The organism is Arenicella chitinivorans (assembly GCF_014651515.1).
In the GTDB taxonomy this organism is placed as follows: domain Bacteria; phylum Pseudomonadota; class Gammaproteobacteria; order Arenicellales; family Arenicellaceae; genus Arenicella; species Arenicella chitinivorans.
On the sequence record NZ_BMXA01000002.1, the window covers coordinates 668,644 to 690,940 of the forward strand.

The 22,297-nt window shown below is 50.3% G+C and carries 18 protein-coding genes and 1 riboswitch; of the genes, 14 read left to right on the forward strand and 4 right to left on the reverse strand.

Annotation, left to right across the window (positions count from 1 at the left end; genetic code table 11):
• Positions 1 to 5: 5 nt before the first annotated feature.
• From ribF to IE055_RS08300, 14 genes are all read left to right on the forward strand, one after another.
• On the forward strand, positions 6 to 938 hold the full coding sequence (gene ribF / locus IE055_RS08235; protein ID WP_189399689.1) for a bifunctional riboflavin kinase/FAD synthetase: 933 nt from the start codon (positions 6 to 8) through the stop codon (positions 936 to 938).
• Between the two features lie 147 nt (positions 939 to 1,085).
• Positions 1,086 to 3,920 (forward strand): isoleucine--tRNA ligase, encoded by a 2,835-nt coding sequence (gene ileS / locus IE055_RS08240; protein ID WP_189399691.1) that lies wholly within the window; start codon positions 1,086 to 1,088, stop codon positions 3,918 to 3,920.
• Positions 3,921 to 3,925: 5 nt separating this feature from the next.
• Entirely contained in the window at positions 3,926 to 4,426 is a 501-nt protein-coding gene (gene lspA / locus IE055_RS08245; RefSeq protein ID WP_189399693.1) for a signal peptidase II, read from the forward strand.
• Positions 4,423 to 5,358, forward strand: a complete 936-nt coding sequence (gene ispH / locus IE055_RS08250; RefSeq protein WP_189399695.1) for a 4-hydroxy-3-methylbut-2-enyl diphosphate reductase — start codon at positions 4,423 to 4,425, stop codon at positions 5,356 to 5,358. Before lspA ends, ispH begins: the two co-directional genes overlap by 4 nt.
• A 217-nt stretch (positions 5,359 to 5,575) precedes the next feature.
• A complete protein-coding gene (locus tag IE055_RS08255; RefSeq protein ID WP_189399697.1) occupies positions 5,576 to 6,112 on the forward strand; it encodes a pilus assembly FimT family protein in 537 nt (178 codons plus the stop codon).
• 19 nt (positions 6,113 to 6,131) lie between these two features.
• Entirely contained in the window at positions 6,132 to 6,833 is a 702-nt protein-coding gene (locus IE055_RS08260; protein ID WP_189399699.1) for a type IV pilus modification PilV family protein, read from the forward strand.
• A gap of 16 nt (positions 6,834 to 6,849) precedes the next feature.
• Positions 6,850 to 7,743, forward strand: a complete 894-nt coding sequence (locus IE055_RS08265; RefSeq protein ID WP_229794202.1) for a PilW family protein — start codon at positions 6,850 to 6,852, stop codon at positions 7,741 to 7,743.
• Complete coding sequence (locus tag IE055_RS08270; protein ID WP_189399703.1) at positions 7,743 to 8,288, forward strand: pilus assembly PilX family protein; 546 nt, start codon at positions 7,743 to 7,745, stop codon at positions 8,286 to 8,288. Before IE055_RS08265 ends, IE055_RS08270 begins: the two co-directional genes overlap by 1 nt.
• A gap of 18 nt (positions 8,289 to 8,306) precedes the next feature.
• On the forward strand, positions 8,307 to 8,660 hold the full coding sequence (locus tag IE055_RS08275) for a hypothetical protein (protein WP_189399705.1): 354 nt from the start codon (positions 8,307 to 8,309) through the stop codon (positions 8,658 to 8,660).
• 47 nt (positions 8,661 to 8,707) lie between these two features.
• The gene (locus IE055_RS08280) at positions 8,708 to 12,346 is read left to right on the forward strand and encodes a pilus assembly protein (protein ID WP_189399706.1); all 3,639 of its coding nucleotides are present in this window, start codon (positions 8,708 to 8,710) and stop codon (positions 12,344 to 12,346) included.
• Positions 12,347 to 12,367: 21 nt separating this feature from the next.
• Positions 12,368 to 12,766, forward strand: coding sequence for a type IV pilin protein (locus tag IE055_RS08285; protein WP_189399708.1), 399 nt, complete (start codon positions 12,368 to 12,370; stop codon positions 12,764 to 12,766).
• A gap of 84 nt (positions 12,767 to 12,850) precedes the next feature.
• Positions 12,851 to 13,870, forward strand: coding sequence for a sensor histidine kinase (locus tag IE055_RS08290; protein ID WP_189399709.1), 1,020 nt, complete (start codon positions 12,851 to 12,853; stop codon positions 13,868 to 13,870).
• A gap of 2 nt (positions 13,871 to 13,872) precedes the next feature.
• The gene (locus tag IE055_RS08295) at positions 13,873 to 14,595 is read left to right on the forward strand and encodes a LytR/AlgR family response regulator transcription factor (protein ID WP_189399711.1); all 723 of its coding nucleotides are present in this window, start codon (positions 13,873 to 13,875) and stop codon (positions 14,593 to 14,595) included.
• Positions 14,583 to 15,206: a transglycosylase SLT domain-containing protein gene (locus tag IE055_RS08300; RefSeq protein WP_189399713.1), complete on the forward strand. Its 624-nt coding sequence runs from the start codon at positions 14,583 to 14,585 to the stop codon at positions 15,204 to 15,206. Before IE055_RS08295 ends, IE055_RS08300 begins: the two co-directional genes overlap by 13 nt.
• Positions 15,207 to 15,224: 18 nt before the next feature.
• Here the strand turns inward: IE055_RS08300 and gcvP are convergent, their stop codons facing one another.
• The 4 genes from gcvP to IE055_RS08320 all read right to left on the reverse strand — a co-directional run bounded on the left by gcvP (position 15,225) and on the right by IE055_RS08320 (position 22,173).
• Positions 15,225 to 18,029 carry an aminomethyl-transferring glycine dehydrogenase gene (gcvP, locus tag IE055_RS08305; RefSeq protein ID WP_229794203.1) on the reverse strand — a complete coding sequence of 935 codons (2,805 nt, stop codon included), beginning with the start codon at positions 18,027 to 18,029 and terminating at the stop codon, positions 15,225 to 15,227.
• Positions 18,030 to 18,071: 42 nt separating this feature from the next.
• Positions 18,072 to 19,196, reverse strand: coding sequence for a glycine cleavage system aminomethyltransferase GcvT (gene gcvT / locus IE055_RS08310; protein ID WP_189399717.1), 1,125 nt, complete (start codon positions 19,194 to 19,196; stop codon positions 18,072 to 18,074).
• 154 nt (positions 19,197 to 19,350) lie between these two features.
• Positions 19,351 to 19,442: riboswitch (glycine riboswitch) on the reverse strand.
• A 117-nt stretch (positions 19,443 to 19,559) separates the two neighbouring features.
• On the reverse strand, positions 19,560 to 20,936 hold the full coding sequence (locus tag IE055_RS08315) for a response regulator (RefSeq protein WP_189399719.1): 1,377 nt from the start codon (positions 20,934 to 20,936) through the stop codon (positions 19,560 to 19,562).
• A gap of 7 nt (positions 20,937 to 20,943) precedes the next feature.
• A complete protein-coding gene (locus IE055_RS08320) occupies positions 20,944 to 22,173 on the reverse strand; it encodes a sensor histidine kinase (RefSeq protein WP_189399721.1) in 1,230 nt (409 codons plus the stop codon).
• Positions 22,174 to 22,297: the final 124 nt, after the last annotated feature.

Consider the following 22,297-nt stretch of genomic DNA (forward strand, 5'->3'; position numbering starts at 1 on the left):
ATATCATGGATCACATTATTGGAATTGAAAGTTTGCGAGCCGAACATGCGCCCAGCGTGGTATCGATTGGGAACTATGATGGCGTTCACTGTGGACATCAGTCGGTAATCCGAACCTTGGTCACCAAGGCCGAAGAATTGCAGGCGGCTGCGACAGTCGTAACGTTTGACCCCCTAGCCAGGGAGTATTTCTCCCCCGGCTCAATAGCGCGTCTGAGCACACGGGACGAGCGTGCAGCCTTGCTGTTTGCTCAAGGCGTGGCACGGGTGGTGTGTATTCCGTTCGACAAGGTGTTTGCGTCCATGAGCGCCGAAGCATTTATTGACGAGGTGCTGGTGGCCGGACTCGGTGCACGATACGTGTGCGTGGGCGACGATTTTAGGTTTGGTCGGCAGCGCGTGGGGGATTTTGCATTGCTGCATGCGCAGGGGCAGATTCACGGTTTTGAGGTGACCGCCCATGAGACCTTCGAACTTGCAGGTGCACGGGTCAGCAGCGGGCGGATTCGAGACGCGCTGGCTGCTGGGAATTTTTCGTTGGCGGAGCAACTGTTGGGGCGACCCTATACTGTGGAAGGTGTTGTTAGCCAAGGGCAGCAGCTTGGTCGTACGCTTGATTTTCCAACTGCAAACCTGGTGCTACCTGATATGTTGATGCCGGTAAATGGGGTGTTTGCTGTGATCGCACAGCTGGGTCAGTCTGCGTTTCCGGGGGTAGCGAATGTCGGCCGGCGTCCGACCGTCAACGGGAAAGAAAATCGTCTTGAAGTACATTTGTTTGATTTCAACCAGGATATCTATGGCGCTCAGATGAAAGTCCGTTTCATACAGAAGCTGCGAGAGGAAAAGTCGTTTGCATCGGTGGATGCGCTGCGAACACAGATTCAACAAGATGCGCTATCTGCACGCCGAATCTTTGATGTGCCTGCCACAGAATGACGATTGTGCGCTAAAATTCTCGGCTTTGGTCAACTACCCGTTGGTGTCTGCACGGAACTAACATAAAATACGCGATCAATCTTTCTTCTTGTTGTGTTTGAGAGCATCGAGAGTAATGCCAAATCAGAAGTCCTAAAGACCGAATCCATGAGTAACGAAAAGCCAGGTAGTCAGTATAAAGACACCATTAATCTGCCAAAAACTGCGTTCCCAATGAAGGCGGGCTTGCCAAATCGAGAGCCGCAGATTCTAAAGAGGTGGGCAGAGCTTGACGCGTATCACGCGTTGCAGGCACAGCGAGCCAGTGCGCCATCTTACATTTTGCATGATGGCCCTCCGTATGCCAACGGCAACATCCATATTGGGCATTCAGTCAATAAGATTCTCAAAGACATCATTATAAAGTCCCGCAACCTTAAAGGTTTGCGAGTGCCATATGTGCCTGGTTGGGATTGTCATGGTTTGCCGATCGAGATTCAGGTCGAGAAAAAGTACGGTAAAGCCGGGCAAAAAATCGACAAAAAAACGTTTCGTGAGAAGTGCCGCGAGTACGCTCAGCGTCAGGTGGAAACCCAGAAAGCCGATTTTATCCGCTTGGGTGTGCAAGGCGACTGGGAGTCACCGTATCTTACGATGGACTTCAAAACCGAAGCCAACATCGTGCGCAGCTTGTCGAAGATCGTGGCGGCAGGGCATTTGTATCATGGCTTGATGCCGGTGTATTGGTGTCCGGCGTGCGCGTCTGCTTTGGCCGAAGCGGAAGTCGAATACCAAGATAAAGTATCACCAGCGATCGACGTGGCGTTCCAGATTGCAGATGCGGCTGACTTTGCACAACGTGTTTCGCTTGATGCTGCGAGCCTGAGTAACCCCAGTGTAGTGATCTGGACGACCACACCATGGACGCTGCCTGCCAACGAGGCGGTCTCTCTGCACCCTGAACTTGAGTATGTGCTGGTGCAGGCGGGTGATCGACAATTGGTGCTTGCTGCAGACTTGATGGCGTCTGCCTTGGCACGATACGAGTTGGGCGAGGGCGAGGTGCTGGCGCGATTCAGTGGCCAAGATCTCGAACTCTTAAGTCTCAAGCACCCGTTCTACGACAAGCAAGTGCCGGTGATTCTGGGAGATCACGTCACCACCGATGCGGGTACTGGCGCGGTGCACACCGCTCCAGCGCATGGTGGCGATGACTTTGCCGTTGGTAAGCGCTACAACATTCCGGTCAACAACCCGGTGGGCTCGAACGGTACCTTTTTAGATTCAACCGAGCTGTTTGCTGGTGAGTTCGTGTTCAAAGCCAATCCGCACGTGATTGAGGTGTTGGAGCAGCACGGTGCGTTATTGAAGCATGTTGATTACACGCACAGCTATCCTCATTGCTGGCGACATAAGACGCCGATGATCTATCGTGCCACCGCACAGTGGTTTATTGGTATGGAAAAGCAAGCGGGCGATAAAGGGCTGCGCTATCAGTCGTTGCAGGCCATTGAGTCCGTAGATTGGGAGCCGGACTGGGGTCAGGCACGAATCAAGACGATGGTTGAGAATCGTCCGGACTGGTGTGTATCACGTCAGCGCAACTGGGGTGTGCCGATCACCATTTATCTGCATAAAGAAACTGGTGAGATGCATCCGAACACGGTCGCACTAATGGAGCAGGCCGCGCAGCGCATTGAACAAACCGGGATTCAAGCCTGGTATGACCTGGACGATACTGAGTTGCTGGGTGATGAGGTAGATAGCTACGATAAAGTCACTGACACGCTGGATGTTTGGTTTGACTCCGGCGTAACGCACCACAGCGTGCTTGATGCGCGTGACGAATTGCATACGCCTGCTGATCTGTATCTTGAAGGGTCGGATCAACACCGAGGGTGGTTCCAGTCAAGTTTGCTTACCAGCGTGGCGATGCATGGCAAAGCGCCGTACAAGACGGTATTAACGCACGGTTTTACGGTGGATAAGCATGGTAAGAAAATGTCCAAATCGCTGGGCAATGTTATGGCGCCTCAAGAGGTTATCAACAGCCTGGGTGCCGATGTGCTGCGCTTGTGGATTGCCGCGACCGACTACCGTAGTGAAATGACGATCTCTCAAGAGATTCTGCAGCGTACCAGTGAGTCGTACCGACGAATTCGTAACACCATTCGCTATTTGCTCGGTAACCTGGACGGCTTCTCGCCGGATGAGGCGCTGCCCTTCGATGAGTTATTAGACTTGGATAAATGGGCTGTGCGCCAAGCGGCAAACCTGCAACACCAAGTACAGGCGGCCTACGAGTCCTATCAGTTCCACCAGATCTATCAGCGTTTGCATCAGTTTTGCGTGGTCGATATGGGCGGGTTTTACTTGGATATCCTTAAGGATCGTCTGTATACATTAGGCACCAAATCAAGCGCCCGCCTGTCCGCCCAGACAGCGATGCAGCATATTCTTGAAGTACTGGTGCGCTGTGTTGCACCGATTATCAGTTTTACTGCGGAGGAAGTCTGGGGCCACATGGCCGGCGAACGTGAAGCCTCTGTTCTATTTGCAACCTATTATACGAAGCTTGATCAAACCACAACAGATCCTGAAGCCGACGCACGTTGGGAATCTGTGATCGCGGCGCGTAACGAGGTTGCCAAACAGATCGAAGCGGTACGAACCGCAGGAAAAATTGGTTCTGCGCTGGATGCCAAGGTTGAACTTTTTGCCGCGGGCGATATCCAAACTGCATTGCATGCGGTTGGTGATGAGTTGCGATTTGTGTTGATTACCTCTGGTGCCAGCCTTGCTGATCTCGCTCAAGCGCCGGCTGATGCGGTGCAGAGTGACATCGCGGATCTCAAAATTCGCGTATCCGTATTGAATGACACAAAGTGTGTACGTTGTTGGCATCGTCGACCTGAGGTCGGGTCAATCGAAGCGCACCCAGAGCTGTGTAGTCGCTGCGTCAGTAATATTGATGGCGACGGTGAATCGCGCAAGATTGCGTAACGGGTATGAGTGAACAACAAAGTAATCGCCACCTTGCATGGCTGTGGTTGACCGCAGTGGTGATCATTGTCGATCAGCTTACCAAGTACTGGGCGGAACATGTTCTCGGTGCAACCGGTGTGGTTAAGATCCTACCCGTATTTGACCTGTCTCTGGCACATAATACGGGGTCAGCCTTCGGTATGTTTGGTGGTCTTGGCGGCATTCAGCACGTGTTTTTTGTGACGCTCGCGGTGGTTGTCTCGATTGTATTGGTTATTTTTATGCGGCGGTTGGGCGCGCATGAGCGCCATCTTGCTGTAGGCTATTCACTGATTATTGGCGGTGCACTTGGCAATGCCATTGACAGGCTGGTGTATCAGTATGTGGTAGATTTCATCCACTGGTTTTACCAGGACTGGCACTATCCGCATTTTAATATCGCGGATTCGGCTATTTTTATCGGTGCCGGATTATTGATATTTGAAGCCTTTGGCAAACCCTTTTTGAACCTGAGATCAGAATGAAAATTTTACTCGCAAACCCGCGTGGCTTTTGCGCCGGTGTTGATCGCGCAATTGAAATCGTTGAACGAGCACTGGCGTTGTTTGAAGCACCGATCTACGTGCGCCATGAAGTGGTTCATAATCGGTTCGTGGTAGATGATCTCAAGCGCAAAGGCGCCGTGTTTGTGGAAGAGTTGGATGAGGTACCAGACGGTGCGACCGTGATATTTAGTGCCCATGGGGTCTCACAGCAAGTTCAAAATGACGCCGCTAGCCGTGACCTCAAGGTGTTCGATGCAACGTGCCCCTTGGTGACTAAGGTGCATATGGAGGTGAAACGCTATCGAGACCGTGGAACTGAAATTATTTTAATCGGGCATGCTGGTCATCCGGAGGTGGAGGGCACAATGGGGCAGGCTGACTCCGGTATGCACCTAATAGAGGAACCGTCAGACGTGCCGTCTTTACAGGTTCAGGACCCAGATAATCTTGCTTATGTGACTCAGACCACACTGTCAGTGGATGACACGCGTAAAGTGATTGACGCATTGAAAGCACGATTTCCAAACATTCAAGGGCCACGTAAGGATGATATCTGCTATGCCACGCAAAACCGGCAAGATGCAGTGCGGGCTTTGTCTCGCGATGCAGACGTGGTGATTGTGGTTGGGTCGCCAAACAGTTCGAACTCTAACCGTTTGGCTGAGTTGTCGCAGAACATTGGCGTGCCGTCGTACCTGGTGGATAATCCCGCCCAAATTGATCGCGCCTGGTTTGACGGCGTGGATGTTGTCGGTGTGACGGCTGGGGCTTCGGCACCCGAGATACTGGTTAAGCAAGTAATCGATCAGATCAAACACTGGGGCGGCACGGTCGTCAACGAAGCCAACGGCCCAATTGAGAATGTCTCATTCTCCTTGCCGATCGAATTGCGGGTCGGTAAATCAGTCTGACTTGACGCTACCAAGAGCCATGGAATGGCTTAAACCAGATTGTTATTTTAGTGACGATACTGGCCAACGGTGATAAATCGACCGTTTGTCGTTCGAATATGACCTCTTATCTTTTCTCGCTGGCGTTGCTCGTCCCACCGCGCTATGTTTACCCTGCGCATGAATTATTTGACTTGCTGTCTCAGTGGCGGCGAATCTCCCGGAGAGAAACATTACTATGAAAACCTTAAGGCAAACAGGTTTTACCATAATCGAGCTATTTGTGGCTGTCGCGTTGCTTGGGATTATCGTGACCATGGCGGCCCCTTCATTTGCCGGTTTTGTGGAACGACAACGACTATCGGCGCAAGCAGAGATTATCAGTGTCACGCTTAGCACTGCTAGGGCTGAGGCGTTGAATCGTTTGGCCACAGTCGATGTCTGTTGGAATCAAACTGGCAGTGCTGTAACGGTTAATAGTTTTGATATTCAGCCGGGACAGATGGCCGTTTTGATTGGGAACCCTGCGGAAGTTATCCGAGATGTTGCACTGTCCGACGACGGCATATTTATTGATGATACGGATAACGATGACTGTGTAAGCTTTAATGCCAGTGGTCGCTTTAATACTGCATCAGCAACAGGCGGAACTTTGGCGTTTGGGATCTGCAAAGAATCTGGTGTGATCGCTGATTCGAAGGGTGTCGTACTCAACGCGACAGGGCGCGCATCCACTGTCAATAATTCCGATGGCTCTGTCATCAACTGTTCTTAAGTAGGGAGCTGAGCGAGAGATGCATTTAAGAAAAACAGAAAGCCGATTGGCGGCAGCCCGTTTACAAAAAGGGGCAACGTTGATTGAAGCTATGACAGCGTTGTTCGTATTTGCTGTGGGTGCGCTGGGTATCGCCGCTATGCAGACCACTTCAATGGTCCGTGGTGATGATACTCGTCAGAGATCGATTGCAATTTGGAAAGCCCAAGAATTAGTCGATCGAATCAAGGCAACTAAAACCATCGATAGTCCGGATGGTTTGATTGCCACGTACATAACACAAATCAACAACACGAATAATGATAACGGTATTGGGGTATTGAATTCCGCAAGTGAATATCAGTGTCCTACGGCGGCTCCAGCAAGGTGTGATGATGTGAATGGCACTAATGCCGGCGCGTGCACCGCCGCTCAAGTAGTTCAAGCGGACTTGTGGTCAGTTTTTTGCGAGCCTAATACAGGTCTAGTGCCCAATGGTAATGCTGTGACGGGTTCCGTCGGGTTGCGTAACCTGGAAGTTGCGTTAGAACAAAACGGGTCTGAGTATCGACTTTATTTCGAGTGGCTTAATAGAACGTCTAACAATAGTGTCGATTCCGCCACAACGGCTTCTGGGCAGCAAAACAGCGACGGAACAGCGCGGACTGTGGTAACGAATTTATGTGGTCAAGACGAAAATGTCGATACGCGTCTAGACGCATATTGCTTGAGGTTTGAATAAAATGGGTGGCGTTAACATGCAGAATTTGGTTACCAAAAGAGGCCAGAGTTCTGGTTTTACCATGGTTGAGTTGCTTGTTGGGTTGGTGCTCAGCATGTTTATTGTTGCTGTGACAATCACCTACATGACAACCTCATCACGTACTTTCCGTGTGCAAACCAACGAGTCAATGATCCAAGAGAATGCACGCTTCGCACTGGAGGTGTTGACCCAAAACTTTCGTTTGGCCGGTCTGAATGCAAGCAATAATTTTTCTAACGAATTAGCGGTTGTTTGGTCGGATGCAAAGTGCCCTGCAGGTGAGGCTGGGTTAGCTGACGGCGCTATCGGTACAGTCGTCTGTACTAAAGATGGCGCCAACGATGCGACGGATAATAACTCAGACCGCATTGCCATCGATTACATGGTCGATGCCAGTAAATCATCATCGGCGGTCTCCGTGTTTGGTTGTAATAGTCATCAGATCACGGTACCTGCTGGCGATGAACTCAGGTTGGCAAGCGTATTTTGGAGTGGCGACCTTGATGGAGATGGTGTGCGTTCACTTTATTGTCAAACCTATAATTTGCAAACCGAGCAAGCTGAAGGCTTAGCGCTGCCACTGGTTGATGGCGTGGATCGACTGCAATTCCAATACGGCGTTGACTCGGACAACGATGGCGTGATCGAGCGTTATCAATCATTTACAAATATGGGGGCTGCTAACGCTGGCGATGTTCGTGCAATTCGAGTCGCCATGTTACTCAATGGTGGCGCAAGTCCTGATCAAAATTTTGACAGCGAGCAGCAAGTCAATCGCAGTTATAACTTGTTGGATGCACCGGCTTCAGCGTTTAACGACCGCGAGCTTCGCCAAGTTTACTCAACCACCGTGTTGATACCCAACACCCTGAATAAGGTAGGAACATAATGAACTTTCGTATCAAACATCAAAACGCGCCTGTACCACGTCAGGGTCAAAATGGCGCCGTATTAGTCATTACTATCTTTGTGCTGATGGCGCTGACCGTGGTGGCGCTTGCAGTGACGAACAGTAATCAGAGTCAGGCGATTATGGTGCGTAACAATCAATTTCGGCTAGAGTCTTTTAACTCGAGTTATGCCGAGATCGACGCACAAATCGATTTTATCAATGAGCGAAAAATTTCAGACGGCGTGCCGTCATACATCATCCGTTTGATTGACGGAAATGTTGGCGATCATGTTTTCGACGATGCAGGCACAGGCTCGTTAGACTATCTTCCCAAACGATCGACGGTCGCTGCGACTTATATCGATACAGATGTCGCCACTTGGTATCGCGGAACCTGTCTGGTTTTTGGTCAACAACTCGGCGCAGGTGAAGAAAAAGTTGCTTGTAACGAATTGAAAGTCGAATCTAGTGCTCAGCTGGTAAACACCAATATCGCCTCAAACCAACACCAGGTCTACGAATACAAGACCTTGAAACAATAATCGATCAGGAGCTAGGTAATGAGTAAGTTGGCAAAATTTCTCGTATTGTCTGCGTGTTTAAGCATCAGTATTGCCGGTCACGCACAGAAAGATACGTCATCACAACACAGCTACGAAGCGGCTGAGTTGCAAATACTAGAACGAGTCGGCGCGTCCGGTAGTCGAGGTACCATCAAAGTCACGAGTTTAGAAGAGGATGAATGTATTGATTGTGTCAAGACGTATATCTACGACAGCAACACACAGATCGTGCTTAGACGCTCCAAAACAGAAGTTGACCCATCTCAGTTGCACCGGTATAGCAAAGAAATTGCTCAGGTTTATGCTGACGGTGAAGGTTACATCTGGATGATTGGGTTTGTTCAGCTTTAGGTTTATGTATTTTCGACACGCTTTCTATTCCTCATCGGAGTAACACTATGTTTTCAAAACAACAATCGCCGTCGCAATCAGTCTTAGTGGCTTGCATTGGCTTCTTTCTCACTTTTTGTTCTGCAGCGAACGCGGATGATATCGAAATTTATTCTAATATCTTTGATGCAGGTTCCGCGATCGGGAATAGCCCTGAAGAATTAAATCCGAACATCCTGTTTATTCTCGATAACTCGGGGAGTATGGGGCTGTATGCGCTCCAACGCGTAGTCGGATCTTCATCGAGCTACAACAGCTCCGAGAGCTATGGTAATTCGCCTGCCGGCAATGTGTACATATATGACTCGAATATGAATTATTCAGGCGAGTTTGTCACGGATGCTCAAAACCAGTGCCAAGCTCAGCGTGATTGGGTTGCTAACAACCCAGATAACCCTAGGTACTATGACCAAGTTGCGCAGTGGCATCAGCGAGGAAGCGGAGATTATCGTTGGAATAGAAGGGTGAGTTCGAGAGGCAATGATTCGAATAACATCATAGATTGTGCGGCTGATCGCGGCGTCCATTCAACCGTTCCTTCGACTACGTCTTTTCCCTCAAACTGCGATAATAACCGTTGCGCTTCGAGCGTTCCACGTTACTTAGACTCGGCTGAGCGGGACCCCTTTAGCACTCGTTACAACTTGGTGTCGGCTAATTTTCATGACTTTCTGCAGGCGCGTAGATCGCAAGGACAAAATGCGGTGGAACCGGATCCAAGTAATTGTACTTCGTTTAATGACGTGTTGTTAGGTGACGATGGACAATACTACGAGTGCAACTCACGCATGCAGGTAATGCAGACTGCACTCAACAATGCATTAGATAGTTTTAATGATGTAAATGTTGGATTGATGGATTTCAATCGAAATGTTAACGGTAACCACGGTGGAACCTTGCGACTTGCGGTTAAAAGTATCAATTCGCCCGGTGTGCGGAATACTATGAAGAATACCGTGAACGCGATGACCCCCGATGGCAACACGCCTTTGGCGGAGACAATGTCAGAAGCTGCGCGTTACTTTTCTGGGGCAAATCGTCTGTACGGTGAGCCATCTAGGGACGATAACGATGGGCTTATTTTTTCGGGCGGACCGACTCGTTACAAGAGTCCGATTGTAAATGAATGCCAAGATAACAACATCGTGTTGCTCTCGGATGGTGAGCCAACTTCAGATACTAATGCAAACAATGATATTGCTAGCTTGATCGGAAGGTCTTGTTCTGGGAATACTTGTTTGGATGAGTTATCGGGTTGGATGGCGTCAAACGATTTAAGCAATAGTGTACGGGGTGATAACCCAGTCTACACTTACACTATCGGGTTCGCGATCGATACGACAACTTTGTCGGATGCTGCCGATGCTGGCCGACCTCCAGGTGCGGAGCCAGGTTCTGGTTATTTTCAAGCTGACGATATTCTCGAGCTTGAAAATGCTTTCAGAACGATCGTTGGGCAAATTCAGGAGGTAGATGCGGATACATTTGTCGCCCCTGCGGTTACGGTCAATGCGTTCAATCGTTTGCAGAATCGCGAGGATGTCTATTACGTCGTCTTTAAACCCAGTGAAAACGCGCGTTGGAATGGCAATCTGAAGAAGTATCGAGTGACTGCCGACGCAAAAATTGTCGACGCAAACAACAACGATGCTATTTCGGAAACTACCGGATTCTTCAAAGACGAAGCGAAGAGCTTTTGGTCAGCCGAAGCTGATGGCGCCAGTGTTATCGATGGTGGCATGTCGGCAGAGCGGACAAATAATCGTGCGTTGTATGCCAACCTAGATGCTGGAAGCAATGCGGTCACCTTAATCTCAGATAGTTCGCTGGCAGATTCTGTTGACGAGTTTATCGAAAAGGTGGTTGATGATGCCGGCATTGATATTGGTCAAACAGGAGTCACCGCGGCTCAATTAGAAGATAATGCCAAGAAAGTTGCTGCATGGACTATCGGCGCGGATGTGAATGATGAGAATGGTGGTGGGGTTAATCAGCCTAACTACTTCGTTGGTGACAATGTCCACGGTCAACCGTACGTTTTAAGTTACGGTACATCTGATGCAGACCCAAGAGACCTTATCTTTTTCACATCAAATCAAGGTATGTTACACGCAGTAACTGGGGCTGACCGAAATGGTGTGCCCGGTGGTACTGAGGCGTGGGCTTATGTGCCGGACCCTGATCTATTCAGTAACTTTGGAGACTATTTCAACCGCACTAGCGAAAAGGTATATGGTCTGGATGCGGAGATGAGTTTTTCTGTACAACGGAACCCATCTTCCAACGCGGTAACCAAAGCGCACTTGTTTTTTGGCCAGCGTCGTGGCGGAAACAAATTGTTTGCTGTTGACGTAACCAATGCCGTATCGGCTGGCACACCGGTTTCCAAGTTGTGGACAATCGAAGGTGGCTCCGGTGATTTTGATCGACTGGGTCAAACCTGGTCAGAACCCGTAGTGGCAAAAATCAATTATTGTCAAGGCACTAATTGTGGTCTGAAAGATGTCATTATCTTCTCTGGTGGCTATGACGAAGCGTATGATGATCCGAGCGTGACCGCAGCGTCGAGAAGCGGCAGTGTTCTCGGTAATGCTATTTACATCGTGGACGCAGCCAACGGTGCTCTATTGTGGATGGCGAGTAGTACGGTCGAAGACTCAAATCGAGACTTGGTGATTCCGGAAATGACGCACAGTATCCCAAGCAAACCAACCGCATTGGATGTGACCAAAGATGGCGCCACAGACATTCTGTTTTTCACTGACATTGCTGGCCAGGTTTTTCGTATTGATTTTAAAGCCAGCCCAACTGGTGATAACTCTATTTCATCAACCAATAATGCGAGCAATGTTGCTGGTGGCATGATTGCAGACTTATCTGAAGCTTCAGCTGATCGACGCTTCTTTAATCCCGTTGATGTGGCCTTGCTGCCCCGAGATGCAAGTGGCGCACCTGCTCGCTACGCATTGGTCACAGGCTCAGGCTACCGAGCCAAACCACTGGAAGCTGAATCTTTTGGTAACCGTCTCTACGTTATTCATGATCAAAATATTTTTGAACCATTGTATGACGAAGATTTAGACGCAAGTTTGGACGGCGATACCAATCAAGACCCAGTTTACTTGTACGCGACGAATGCCGTAGGACAACCTTCCGTGATTGATATGGATGTGGCTCAGTCCGATCTCGGTGAGGTGAATGCCACTACGCCTCTTGACCTAACCGGTGCCCACGAATATGGTTTTTACGCCAATGTGACTGAAACCGCTGAAAAGTTGATTACGCCAACTCTGATCAGTGATTTCCGAGCGATTGCGGTATCCTATATTCCTGCAGATCGCAGTAACATAGGTGGAAATGGCTCGCAGTCGGGCACCTGTTCGGCTGGTGTTGGCACGTCTAATGCCTACGAGTTCAATCTGTTGACAGGTGAATTAGAGAAAACTGAACTTGTTAAGCCAGGATTAACCGCGGAACCTGTGGTAATTTACGTATTGGAAACCGACCCAGACACAGGTGAAGAGTCACTCAAGCCGATCGTTATCATTGGTACCGAGCCATTTGAAGGTGAGGAGTTTGACCTCACTAACCTAAAACTCGGTAAAGCCGAAAAACGAGCCTGGTGGGAACGTGGGCGATCTAACTAATTACTTAACAGGAATGGCGTTATGATAAACACAAGTAGCCGAGGCTTTACTCTAGTTGAAATCATGGTGGTCGTGGCGATTATTGGTATTTTGGCGGCCGTCGCGATCCCAAGTTATCGAGACTACGTCGTGCGATCCAATCGAGCGGATGCTAAAGATAAGCTTTCTGAGATAGCCTATGAGCAAGAGCGATTTGCCAATCGCAATCGTCGTTACACATTGGATATGACCGAGCTGGGGTTCAGTGCAGACCCCGCGCCGACTGGCCAGGGCTTGTATACCGTTGACGCTGCAGTGTGCGCGAATGCGAGTATCCAGACCTGTGTGGTGATGACCGCGACACCAGTGGCAGGAGGGGGGCAGGCCGGTGACGGTAACCTGACTTTAAATACACGTGGCCAGAAGACTGGCAAGTGGTAGTGTGTAAGTGACACACCCGTTGCGACGAATTACGCAACGGGTGTGTGATCAACGGTCGCCTTGTCACGTTTTGGTTATGGTGCGGTGAGCAACACTGTCGTCCCTGACTTGCTTCGCAACAGCACCTTGCTGGTGATTGTGGTTGCCACTCAGGTTGTCGTGCTGATTGTGTGGCTGCTGTTTGACAAGGAAATGTCGTTTGATTCACTGGGAATATGGTCCTTGTATGCCCAATGGCTTAGCGTTTCCTGTGCTGGTTTGTTGTACTTTTTTAGACATCGTATTAATCGTGCGCCACCTTGGCTAGCCGTACTCTCTGTGGTGGCGTTAATCTGCTTAGTCGCCACTTGCATCGATATTATTGCCACCTACATTCTGTACGGTGATGCGCTCTGGACGTTTCAGTGGCGCCGATGGCTTAGGGTCGCGCTCGCGGCGGCGTTGATCGGTTTATTGATCGTGCGCCTATTGATGTTAATCACCGTACTCGATCGACGCAGCAAAGCTGAAGCGGAGTCTCGAATACTGGCATTGCAAGCACGGATTCAACCGCATTTTTTATTTAACAGCCTAAATACCATCTCGGAGTTGACCTCAATTAACCCAGGTCACGCAGAGAAGGCGATTGGCTCATTGTCGATGCTGTTTCGGGCTGGGCTGGAGAACCAACGTAAAAGTCATACCTTGCAGCAAGAGATTACGCTCACCAAGCGGTATTTAGAATTGGAGACCTGGCGTTTGGAAAAACGTTTATCGGTTGAATGGCATCTCGCAGTAAGTGTGCCGTCACAGTGGGATGTGCCCAAGCTGATCTTGCAGCCACTGCTCGAAAATGCGATTGTGCATGGCATGCAACCGGATGGCCGGGTAGAAGTGCAGATTGATATCCGTGAAACAGCACGCTGCCTTTCGTTTAAGGTAGAGAATGCCATTGCGAAAGTTCCCGGCGACAAGACCGGACACGGGATTGCGATCGCGAACATTCGAGAACGACTTGAAGTATTGTACGATGATCAAAAGCTGTTTAAGGTCAATTCCTCCGGTGGTAAGTACATAGTTATGATGCAGATTCCCAAAAGAACCGCCGCGGCGCAGATGGTGTAAACGTGTTACGTGCGGCGGTAATCGACGATGAGCCTTTGGCGCGTGCTCGGCTCAAGCGCCTTTTGACGGCGCAGGACGTCCTCGTGGTAGCTGAAGGTGAAAATGGTCAACATGCGGTTGATATCGTCATGGAGCAACCTATCGATTTACTGTTTATCGATATCAATATGCCGGTGATGAATGGTTTGCAGGCGGTGAATCAGATCGATGCAACCTGTGATCGTGCGCCTGCGATTGTGTTTTGTACCGCGTATGATCAGTATGCAGTCGAAGCATTTCGTACCAACGCTGTTGCTTATCTGCTGAAGCCTTTCGATCTTGAGCAGTTGCGTGCCGCGCTGAACAAAGCTCGGTCTTTGAGTAAATTGCAAGTGCAGAGCCTCACACAGCAACAAGAAATAGGCCCAACCATCGCACTGCATTACGAAGGTGCCATTCAGAATGTCCCGTTGGCAAAAATATCGTATTTTTACAGCACCGATAAAAATGTGTTTGCGGTGTTAACCAACACGCAATCGGTCTTGATTGATAAGACGCTCAAGCAGCTAGAAACGCTTTTCGGCAACGAGGTGATTCGTATCCACCGAAGCTTCGTAGTCAATCGTGGCGAATTGGTTCAGCTTTTGCGTACCGATGGTCGTGTGGAAGTGCGTTTGAAGTCCGGGGACGCAACATTGACGGTCAGCCGCAGACACATTACACAAGTAAAAAAATGTTTTATATAAAAGCTACTCGTCTGACAGTGGCGGTATTGTGTGGTTTGCTACTCAGCGCATGTGCGCATCGGAGTAAGCCGCAGAACATTGATGATGTGTGCGCGATTTTTCGAGAAAATCCTCGCTGGTATCACGAGATCAAAGACAGCATCGATCGTTGGGGCGGTCCCATCCACGTGCCGATGTCAATCATCTACCAAGAGTCGGCTTTTCGTGCGGGCGCAAAACCCAAAATGCAGTTTTTCTTGGGCGTCATCCCCACCGGCAGACCCAGTGATGCGTACGGTTACGCTCAAGCTCTCAAAAGCACATGGCGAGAATACCAAACCGCTGTCGGGTCTCGTTCACCGGATCGAGATGATTTTGGTGACGCGGTCGATTTTGTTCTTTGGTACATGGATGTGAGCTATAAGCGCAATGCCGTATCCAAGTGGGATGCCTATGGCCAGTATCTGAATTACCATGAAGGACAGGGTGGCTATTCGCGCGGCACACACCTCAAAAAGCCTTGGTTGATCAACACAGCAAAACGTGTCGATGCGCGTGCTAAGCGTTTCGCAACTCAGCTCGGTCAATGCCGAGCCGAGTTGGAAACTATGAAGAGAGGTTGGTTCTGGTAGTCGCCAGCGTGCTGACGGTTACTCGTATTCACTCATTGAAGGGCAAGAACAAACCAGGTTTTTATCCCCGTAGACGTTGTCGATCCGGCCAACTGGGGGCCAGTATTTAACGCTGTAGTCGACTTCCACATCCGGGTGGCAAGCTTGTCGGCGTGAATAAGGTAGGTCTAGCTCATCCTGCAACACAAAGTTCATGGTATGTGGTGCATTACTCAGTACTGAATTTGAATGTTCTGCATCGCCATTTTTGATGGCTAGGTATTCGGCATAAATGCCGTGCATGGCGCGGCAAAACCGATCCAGTTCTGCACGTGACTCGCTCTCGGTCGGCTCGATCATTAATGTGCCGGGCACTGGAAAACTCATCGTCGGCGCATGGAAACCGTAATCGATTAACCGCTTAGCAATGTCGTCCACGCTGACACCATGATCCTTCATCGGGCGAGTATCGATAATGCACTCGTGTGCCACCAGGTTCTGATTGCCGGTGTAGAGAATCGGGTAATTGCTGCGTAGTTTATGAGCAACGTAATTGGCGCTGAGAATGGCGCACTGCGTTGCTTTGCGTAGGCCGTCTGCGCCCATCATGCGGATGTACATCCATGAAATCGGCAGAATACTGGCGCTGCCAAATGGAGCGCCGCTGATCAGCGCGCCGGTACGTTCGCCGTTGTGCTGATCACGAGGTAGGAACGGCGCTAAATGTGCTCGAACGCCGACCGGCCCAACACCTGGACCACCGCCACCGTGAGGAATACAAAACGTTTTGTGCAGATTTAGGTGCGAAACGTCACCACCAAATTTTCCAGGTTGGGCCACGCCAACCAGTGCATTCAAATTAGCACCATCGATATACACTTGGCCACCAGCTTCGTGCACCGCCTCGCACACCTGGGTAACCTCTTCTTCAAACACACCGTGTGTCGAAGGGTAGGTGATCATGATGGCTGCAATTTCATCTGGATACTGTTCGATTTTCGCCTTTAAGTCCATCAGGTCAACATTGCCACGGTCGTCGCATTTCACCACCACGACATGCATATTTGCCATCTGAGCACTGGCCGGGTTAGTGCCGTGTGCGGAACTGGGGATTAAGCAGATATTGCGCTGTACGTCGCCATTAGACTCATGGTAGGCCTTGATCGCCAACAGGCCCGCGTATTCACCTTGTGAGCCGGCATTTGGTTGCAGCGACATAGCATCGTATCCTGTGCAGGCACACAGCATTTCCTCTAACTGCGCGATCATGGTGCGGAAACCGATCGTTTGATCTTGCGGCGCAAAAGGGTGAATTTCAGAAAATTCAGGCCATGTCACTGGCGTCATCTCGGACGCCGCATTGAGCTTCATAGTACAAGAGCCGAGTGGAATCATCGCGCGGTCGAGCGCTATATCTTTATCCGATAAGCGGCGCAGATAGCGCATCATCTCAGTTTCGCTGTGATAGTCGTGGAATACCGCCTGTGTCATGTAATTCTCACTACGCTGAGCATTCACTTCGATCGGTGCCGACAACGCTGATGCATCAGTGCTGCCGAGGGCGGTTAAGACAGCATTGACATCATCCAAACCGCAGGTTTCATCAAATGCCACTGACACGGTTTTTGCGTCTCTTGGGTTGACGTTAAAGCCTTGTGCCAAGATCTTTTTAGTCAGTGCTTCGGCGTCGATGCCAGACAAGGTGACCGTATCAAACACCTGCTCATTAACCGTGATGCCGGACTTTTTACAGCCATCACGGAAAGTGTTCGCAAGCTGGTTAACATAGGTCGCGCGCTGTCGCAGAGCGGTCGGTCCATGATAGCAGGCGTATAAGGTCGCCATGATGGCTAGTAAGGCCTGTGCGGTACATATGTTAGAGGTCGCTTTCTCACGACGTATATGCTGTTCACGGGTTTGCAATGCCAAGCGGTACGCCGGGTTGCCATGCACATCAATGGATTGGCCCACCAGTCGACCCGGCATTGAACGTTTGTATTTATCGCGTACGGCGAAGAAGCCTGCATGCGGCCCGCCAAAACCAAGCGGCACACCAAAGCGCTGCGAATTGCCGACCACGATGTCCGCGCCGAGCTCACCTGGCGACTTTAACAGAGTCAGCGCCAACAGATCGCTTGCCATGATCACCAATGCCCCTTGCTCATGCGCTGTATCACACAAACTGGTCAGTTGTTGAACTGTGCCGTAGGTGTCTGGGTATTGTACGATGACACCGAATACATCTTCCCAGTCAGACAGCGGCTGTGACTCATCGATCAACACCAGTTCAATCCCCAACGGCGTTGCACGGGTGCGTAATAGAGCTAGGGTCTGCGGGTGACAGTGCTTGGAAACTAAGCAGCGGTTGCGTTTGCCTCGTAACGCTCGGTGCGCGAGCGTAAGTGCTTCGCCGGCAGCGGTCGCCTCGTCTAACAGCGACGCGTTGGCGATATCCATGCCAGTCAACTCGGTGACCATGGTTTGGAAGTAAAATAATACTTCCAGTCGACCCTGCGAAATCTCGGGTTGATACGGCGTATACGCGGTGTACCAGGCTGGGTTTTCTAGCACATTGCGCTGAATCACCTTGGGCGTATGCGTGTTGTAATAACCTTGGCCGATCAATGACTTAACCAGCTTGTTTTGTTTGGCCAATTCGCGTAGTTCGGCTAAGGCTTGTTCTTCGGACAATGGCGCTTTTAGGGACAGCGGCGTATCGTCGGCGATGCTGGCAGGTACCACGGTTTTTGTCAGTGCGTCGAGAGAATCATAGCCAAGCTCATCGAGCATGGCTTGTATGTCCGTCTCGCTGAGTCCAATATGGCGTTGTGCAAACTGTGTCATGGGCTTACTCATGGTCTAATGTTCAAAGTCTGGAACGATAAATTAATTTGTCGGCTGGTTGTCTTTCACGAATGGGTAACGAGCAACCGTTGCATTCAACCGCTTGTTGCGAATCTGAATTTGAACTTGCTGACCAAACTCCAATTTGCAATTAACACGCGCCAATGCGATGGATTGCTGCAGCGTCGGTGAGAAGCTACCGCTGGTGATTTCGCCAATGGCATCGTCCGCTAGAAAGACAGTTTGGTGACTGCGTAAAACTCCGCGGTCTTGCAGAATCAAACCAATCAAATTTTTACTGCTATCTGAGTCAAGTGCACCTCTGCCGATGAAGTCGCGCTCGCCTTTCAAGCTTACGGTCCATTTCAGGCCGGACTCCAATGGTGTGTGAGTTTCGTCGAGGTCGTTGCCATATAAAGCCATGCCAGATTCCAACCGCAGTGTATCCCGAGCCCCGAGGCCACAAGGCTGCACGCCCGCTGCAAGAAACGCTTCCCACAGCTGAGTTACTTTGGCCGCCGACACGATGAACTCGACGCCGTCTTCGCCAGTGTAGCCAGTGCGACCAACAAACTCATCACCACAAAATTTACCTTGAAATCGCGCGAGGTCGGCCACGGTGGCAGCAAACTCTGGTTCGAGTACCGTTGCGCAGGTTTTCAATGCGTCTGGGCCTTGCACTGCTAACAAAGCAAGTTCGGGGCGCTCCGTTACCGTAACGTCGAAAGGTTTGGCTTGTTGCGCCAACCAGGCCATGTCTTTTTCATTGGTGGCAGCGTTTGTAACCATGCGACAATGCGTGTCGGTGAGGTAATAAACAATTAAATCATCGATCACACCACCTTGCGTATTCAGCATGCAACTGTATAAAGCCTTGCCGGCGGTGCCACTAACTTTATCGATATCGTTCGCCAGTAGTCGGCGTAGGAAATCCAAACATTGGGGCCCAGTGACGTCAGACACCGTCATATGGGAGACATCAAACATACCAACTGCGGTGCGCACGGCATGGTGTTCATCAATTTGCGACCCGTAATTAACTGGCAAAGCCCAACCGCCAAAGTCCACCAACTTGGCGCCAAGCGACTTATGCTGAGCATACAATGGTGTCTTAAGAGGCTCCGCTGGGGAGTTCGAGGAAGAAGAGTTTGACGCGTTTTCTGACATATGGCACCCGGATGCGAAACAGTGTTGAATAGTGTGACCCTGCACCTGCAAGATCAACGTGTTTCGCTCCTCTGTCCGGTTACCTGAAAGATTACCCCTTCGGTGGTTGGTCGCTATTGTTTGATCGCGATACAACGCTCTCCAGAGACGACGTTTCAGCCTTGCGGTCCTTTTGCCTGAGCGGTTACGAGCACGTTGCGCCTTCGGCGGGCTGTCAGCGTACAGCCTCTCTTCCACAAGGATTTCGTCGAGCCGCGATTATAACGAACTGAATGTGCAAAGGCGAACAAATCACGGGATTCCTTTGGTTTTACCGCATGGAATAGAGCATCATGCAATGGCTAAATCAACCAAAGTCGAGTTTTACGATGAGTTTTGTCTAAACGTCTTGGCTTCGATCTTGTGCTTCTTAAGTAAGCGATGGAATTCGGTGCGATTTCGCTGCGCGAGGTTGGCCGCGCGGGTTACATTCCCGTGTGTGCGCTTCAATACATCAACCAAATACTCTCGCTCGAACTCGCGCTGAGCGGTCGACAGTGGCGGAATTTTTCCTGAATCTTTACCGATTCGACTGCTGACAAGTGTATCGGTGATGATCTTATTTTTGCTCAATGCAGCGCATTGCTTAACCACATTGAGTAATTGACGGACATTACCCGGCCACTCGGCGTTCATAAGTACTTGCACGGCTTTGTTTGAAAACTGCATGTCGGACCGTGCTTTCACTTGGCCGAGACCATGGGTAATGAGCAGAGGAATGTCTTCACGCCGCTCATTGAGTGGTGGGACTTGAAGCGTGGTGAACTCGAGCTTTGGTCCCATTTGCCACAAGGACTCGGCATTTTGACCAAATTTGCCGATGCGGCTGGTGGTGGCGATCACGCGGATGTCGAACTTATAAACATGATCCGAATCAACTGGTGAGGCACGCCGTTCATGCCACGCGGTTAAGAGTCGTTTTAGCAATTCGGCAGAAACGCCACGAAAGTCACTCAATAGAAATGTGCCACCGTCAGCTCGTTGTAGTGCGCCGATTCGTTCAGGTTGCTCAATACTCCCGGTTCCAATTTTGCCAAACACGTCGACGACCAGCTGAGGTTCTGGATTGGTAGCAAAAATGACTCGGCTAAATGGCTCGCTGGCGCGACGACTTTTCGCGTGCAGCGCACGTGCCAATTCCTCTTTGCCGGTACCGGCCTCGCCCTCAAACAAGACGACGTCATCCGCATTGGCCAGGTCGGAAACTAGGCCGAGTAGGTTCTCCATCAACGGCGATTTGGTAATGATATTAGAGCGCCAGGCGGGCACCTCTGAGCTATTGTTTGCGTCCGTGGCGAAGCCGCTTGCTTTTAATAGAGTCTGGATTTGCGCAACCAGCGTATCGCTGTCAAACGGCTTTGTCAGATAGCTGGCGACGCCGGCCTGGGTGGCTTTAACGGCGTCTGGAATCGTGCCATGCGCGGTTAGTATGATGACCGGTAGTAATGGGTTTTTATTGTGGATTTGCTCAAATAACTGCATTCCACTTATGCCGGGCAACTGCAGGTCTGTCACCACGAGGTCTGCTCGCCACAGCGACAGGATGCTCAATGCTTCCTCACCCGAAGTGGCAGAGCGAATGTCCAGCATTAACGGTTTTAGTCGCAACGAAATAAGCTTCAGTAGGTCAACATTATCGTCGACCAAAAGTACTTTGGCCGCTGTTGTGACCGGTGCTTTGGCGCTGCTTCGTTGGGGCATTTTTGTGCTATTCGCCTGAAGAGTTTGAATTCGAGTCCGCGTTTAAGACTACTCGAAAAGCGGCACCTTTTCGAGGATTCAGGCATTCAACGCGGCCATCGTGAGCTTCGACGTATCTTTTCACCAGTGATAAGCCCAATCCGGTACCTTTGAGTGTGCTCGGGGTTTGTTGTTTACCTACGAAAAAGGCGTCGAAGATTCTTGCCCGCTCGTGGCTTGAAATTCCGTGTCCTTGGTCAGCGATCGTAAACTCGGCTTTACCTTCGTCATTTAAATTCAAGCTGAGTTGTAGGTGACCACCTTCCGGCGAGTGCTTCACGGCATTTGAGATCAAGTTTGAAAAGACTGAGGTAATCTGGGACTTATTAACGGTTGATTTGATGGCCTCCAACGCGCTATTGATAGTTAGATTGCGCTGCGTAATTGAAACTTGGTGTCGGGCCAAGGCGGTTCGCACCAGCGTATCGAGGAATACACTACTTCGATCGCTTGGGTTGGCCGCCGAGATCGCCGAGTTGTAATCGAGTAGGTTTTCAATTGCCAGCTGCAGTTCCTGACTGCTTTTCACCAATATGTCGGTGACCGAGCGCTGTTCGTCGTTAATAGGCCCCAATAGTTCATCCTGCAGAAGTGCTGAACCCTCTTTGATCGATGTGAGTGGGGTTTTGATTTCGTGAGATATGTGTTGTAGAAATTGCGTTTTTTGCGCTTCACTGGTGAGCAGTTGAACCCTCAGCTTTTCTAAGCCTTCACCCATTTCCTGAAAATTTCGAGCACCGCTGATTCGGACTTGCTGATCGAGTCGGTCATGACTCAGGAGCTCGATAGCACGATTAAGGTCACGCAGCGGTCGACTAAGTCGCTGGCTAAGCAGGATGATGACAAACGCGCCTACAAATAGAATGCATGTTCGTAAATACAGCACAGCGGTTCGAACATCGGATAACGCGTAAGCCACTCTGGTGTTGTTGTCATTGGCCTCATCGAGCCTGGGGGAGATGGACAACGGTAGTTTGTTAACGCGTATCCATGTGCCCAACGACATAAGCCACGCGCTTCTTGGCGTTGTGGCGAGTGCAAATTGATCCCCGTCAATAGGCGACAATTGAGCTTGCTCAATGCGGTGGTCAAGGGCTCGTAACGACAAGATAGTGAATGCAAACGCGGGTACCGAGATGACCAAATAGGCCAGGGCGAGCTGTTGGCGAATGGTGGCCGATAAATTGCGAGTTCGCATCGCGTAATACTAGCGTAGTGTCCGATTGCTCACAATACATCTAAAGCCACTAAGGCTGTGTGTATAAAACCGTGCGCGCGGCGGCTTAATCTTAGATGATGCGCGTTTTTTCTCGGCTTAAACC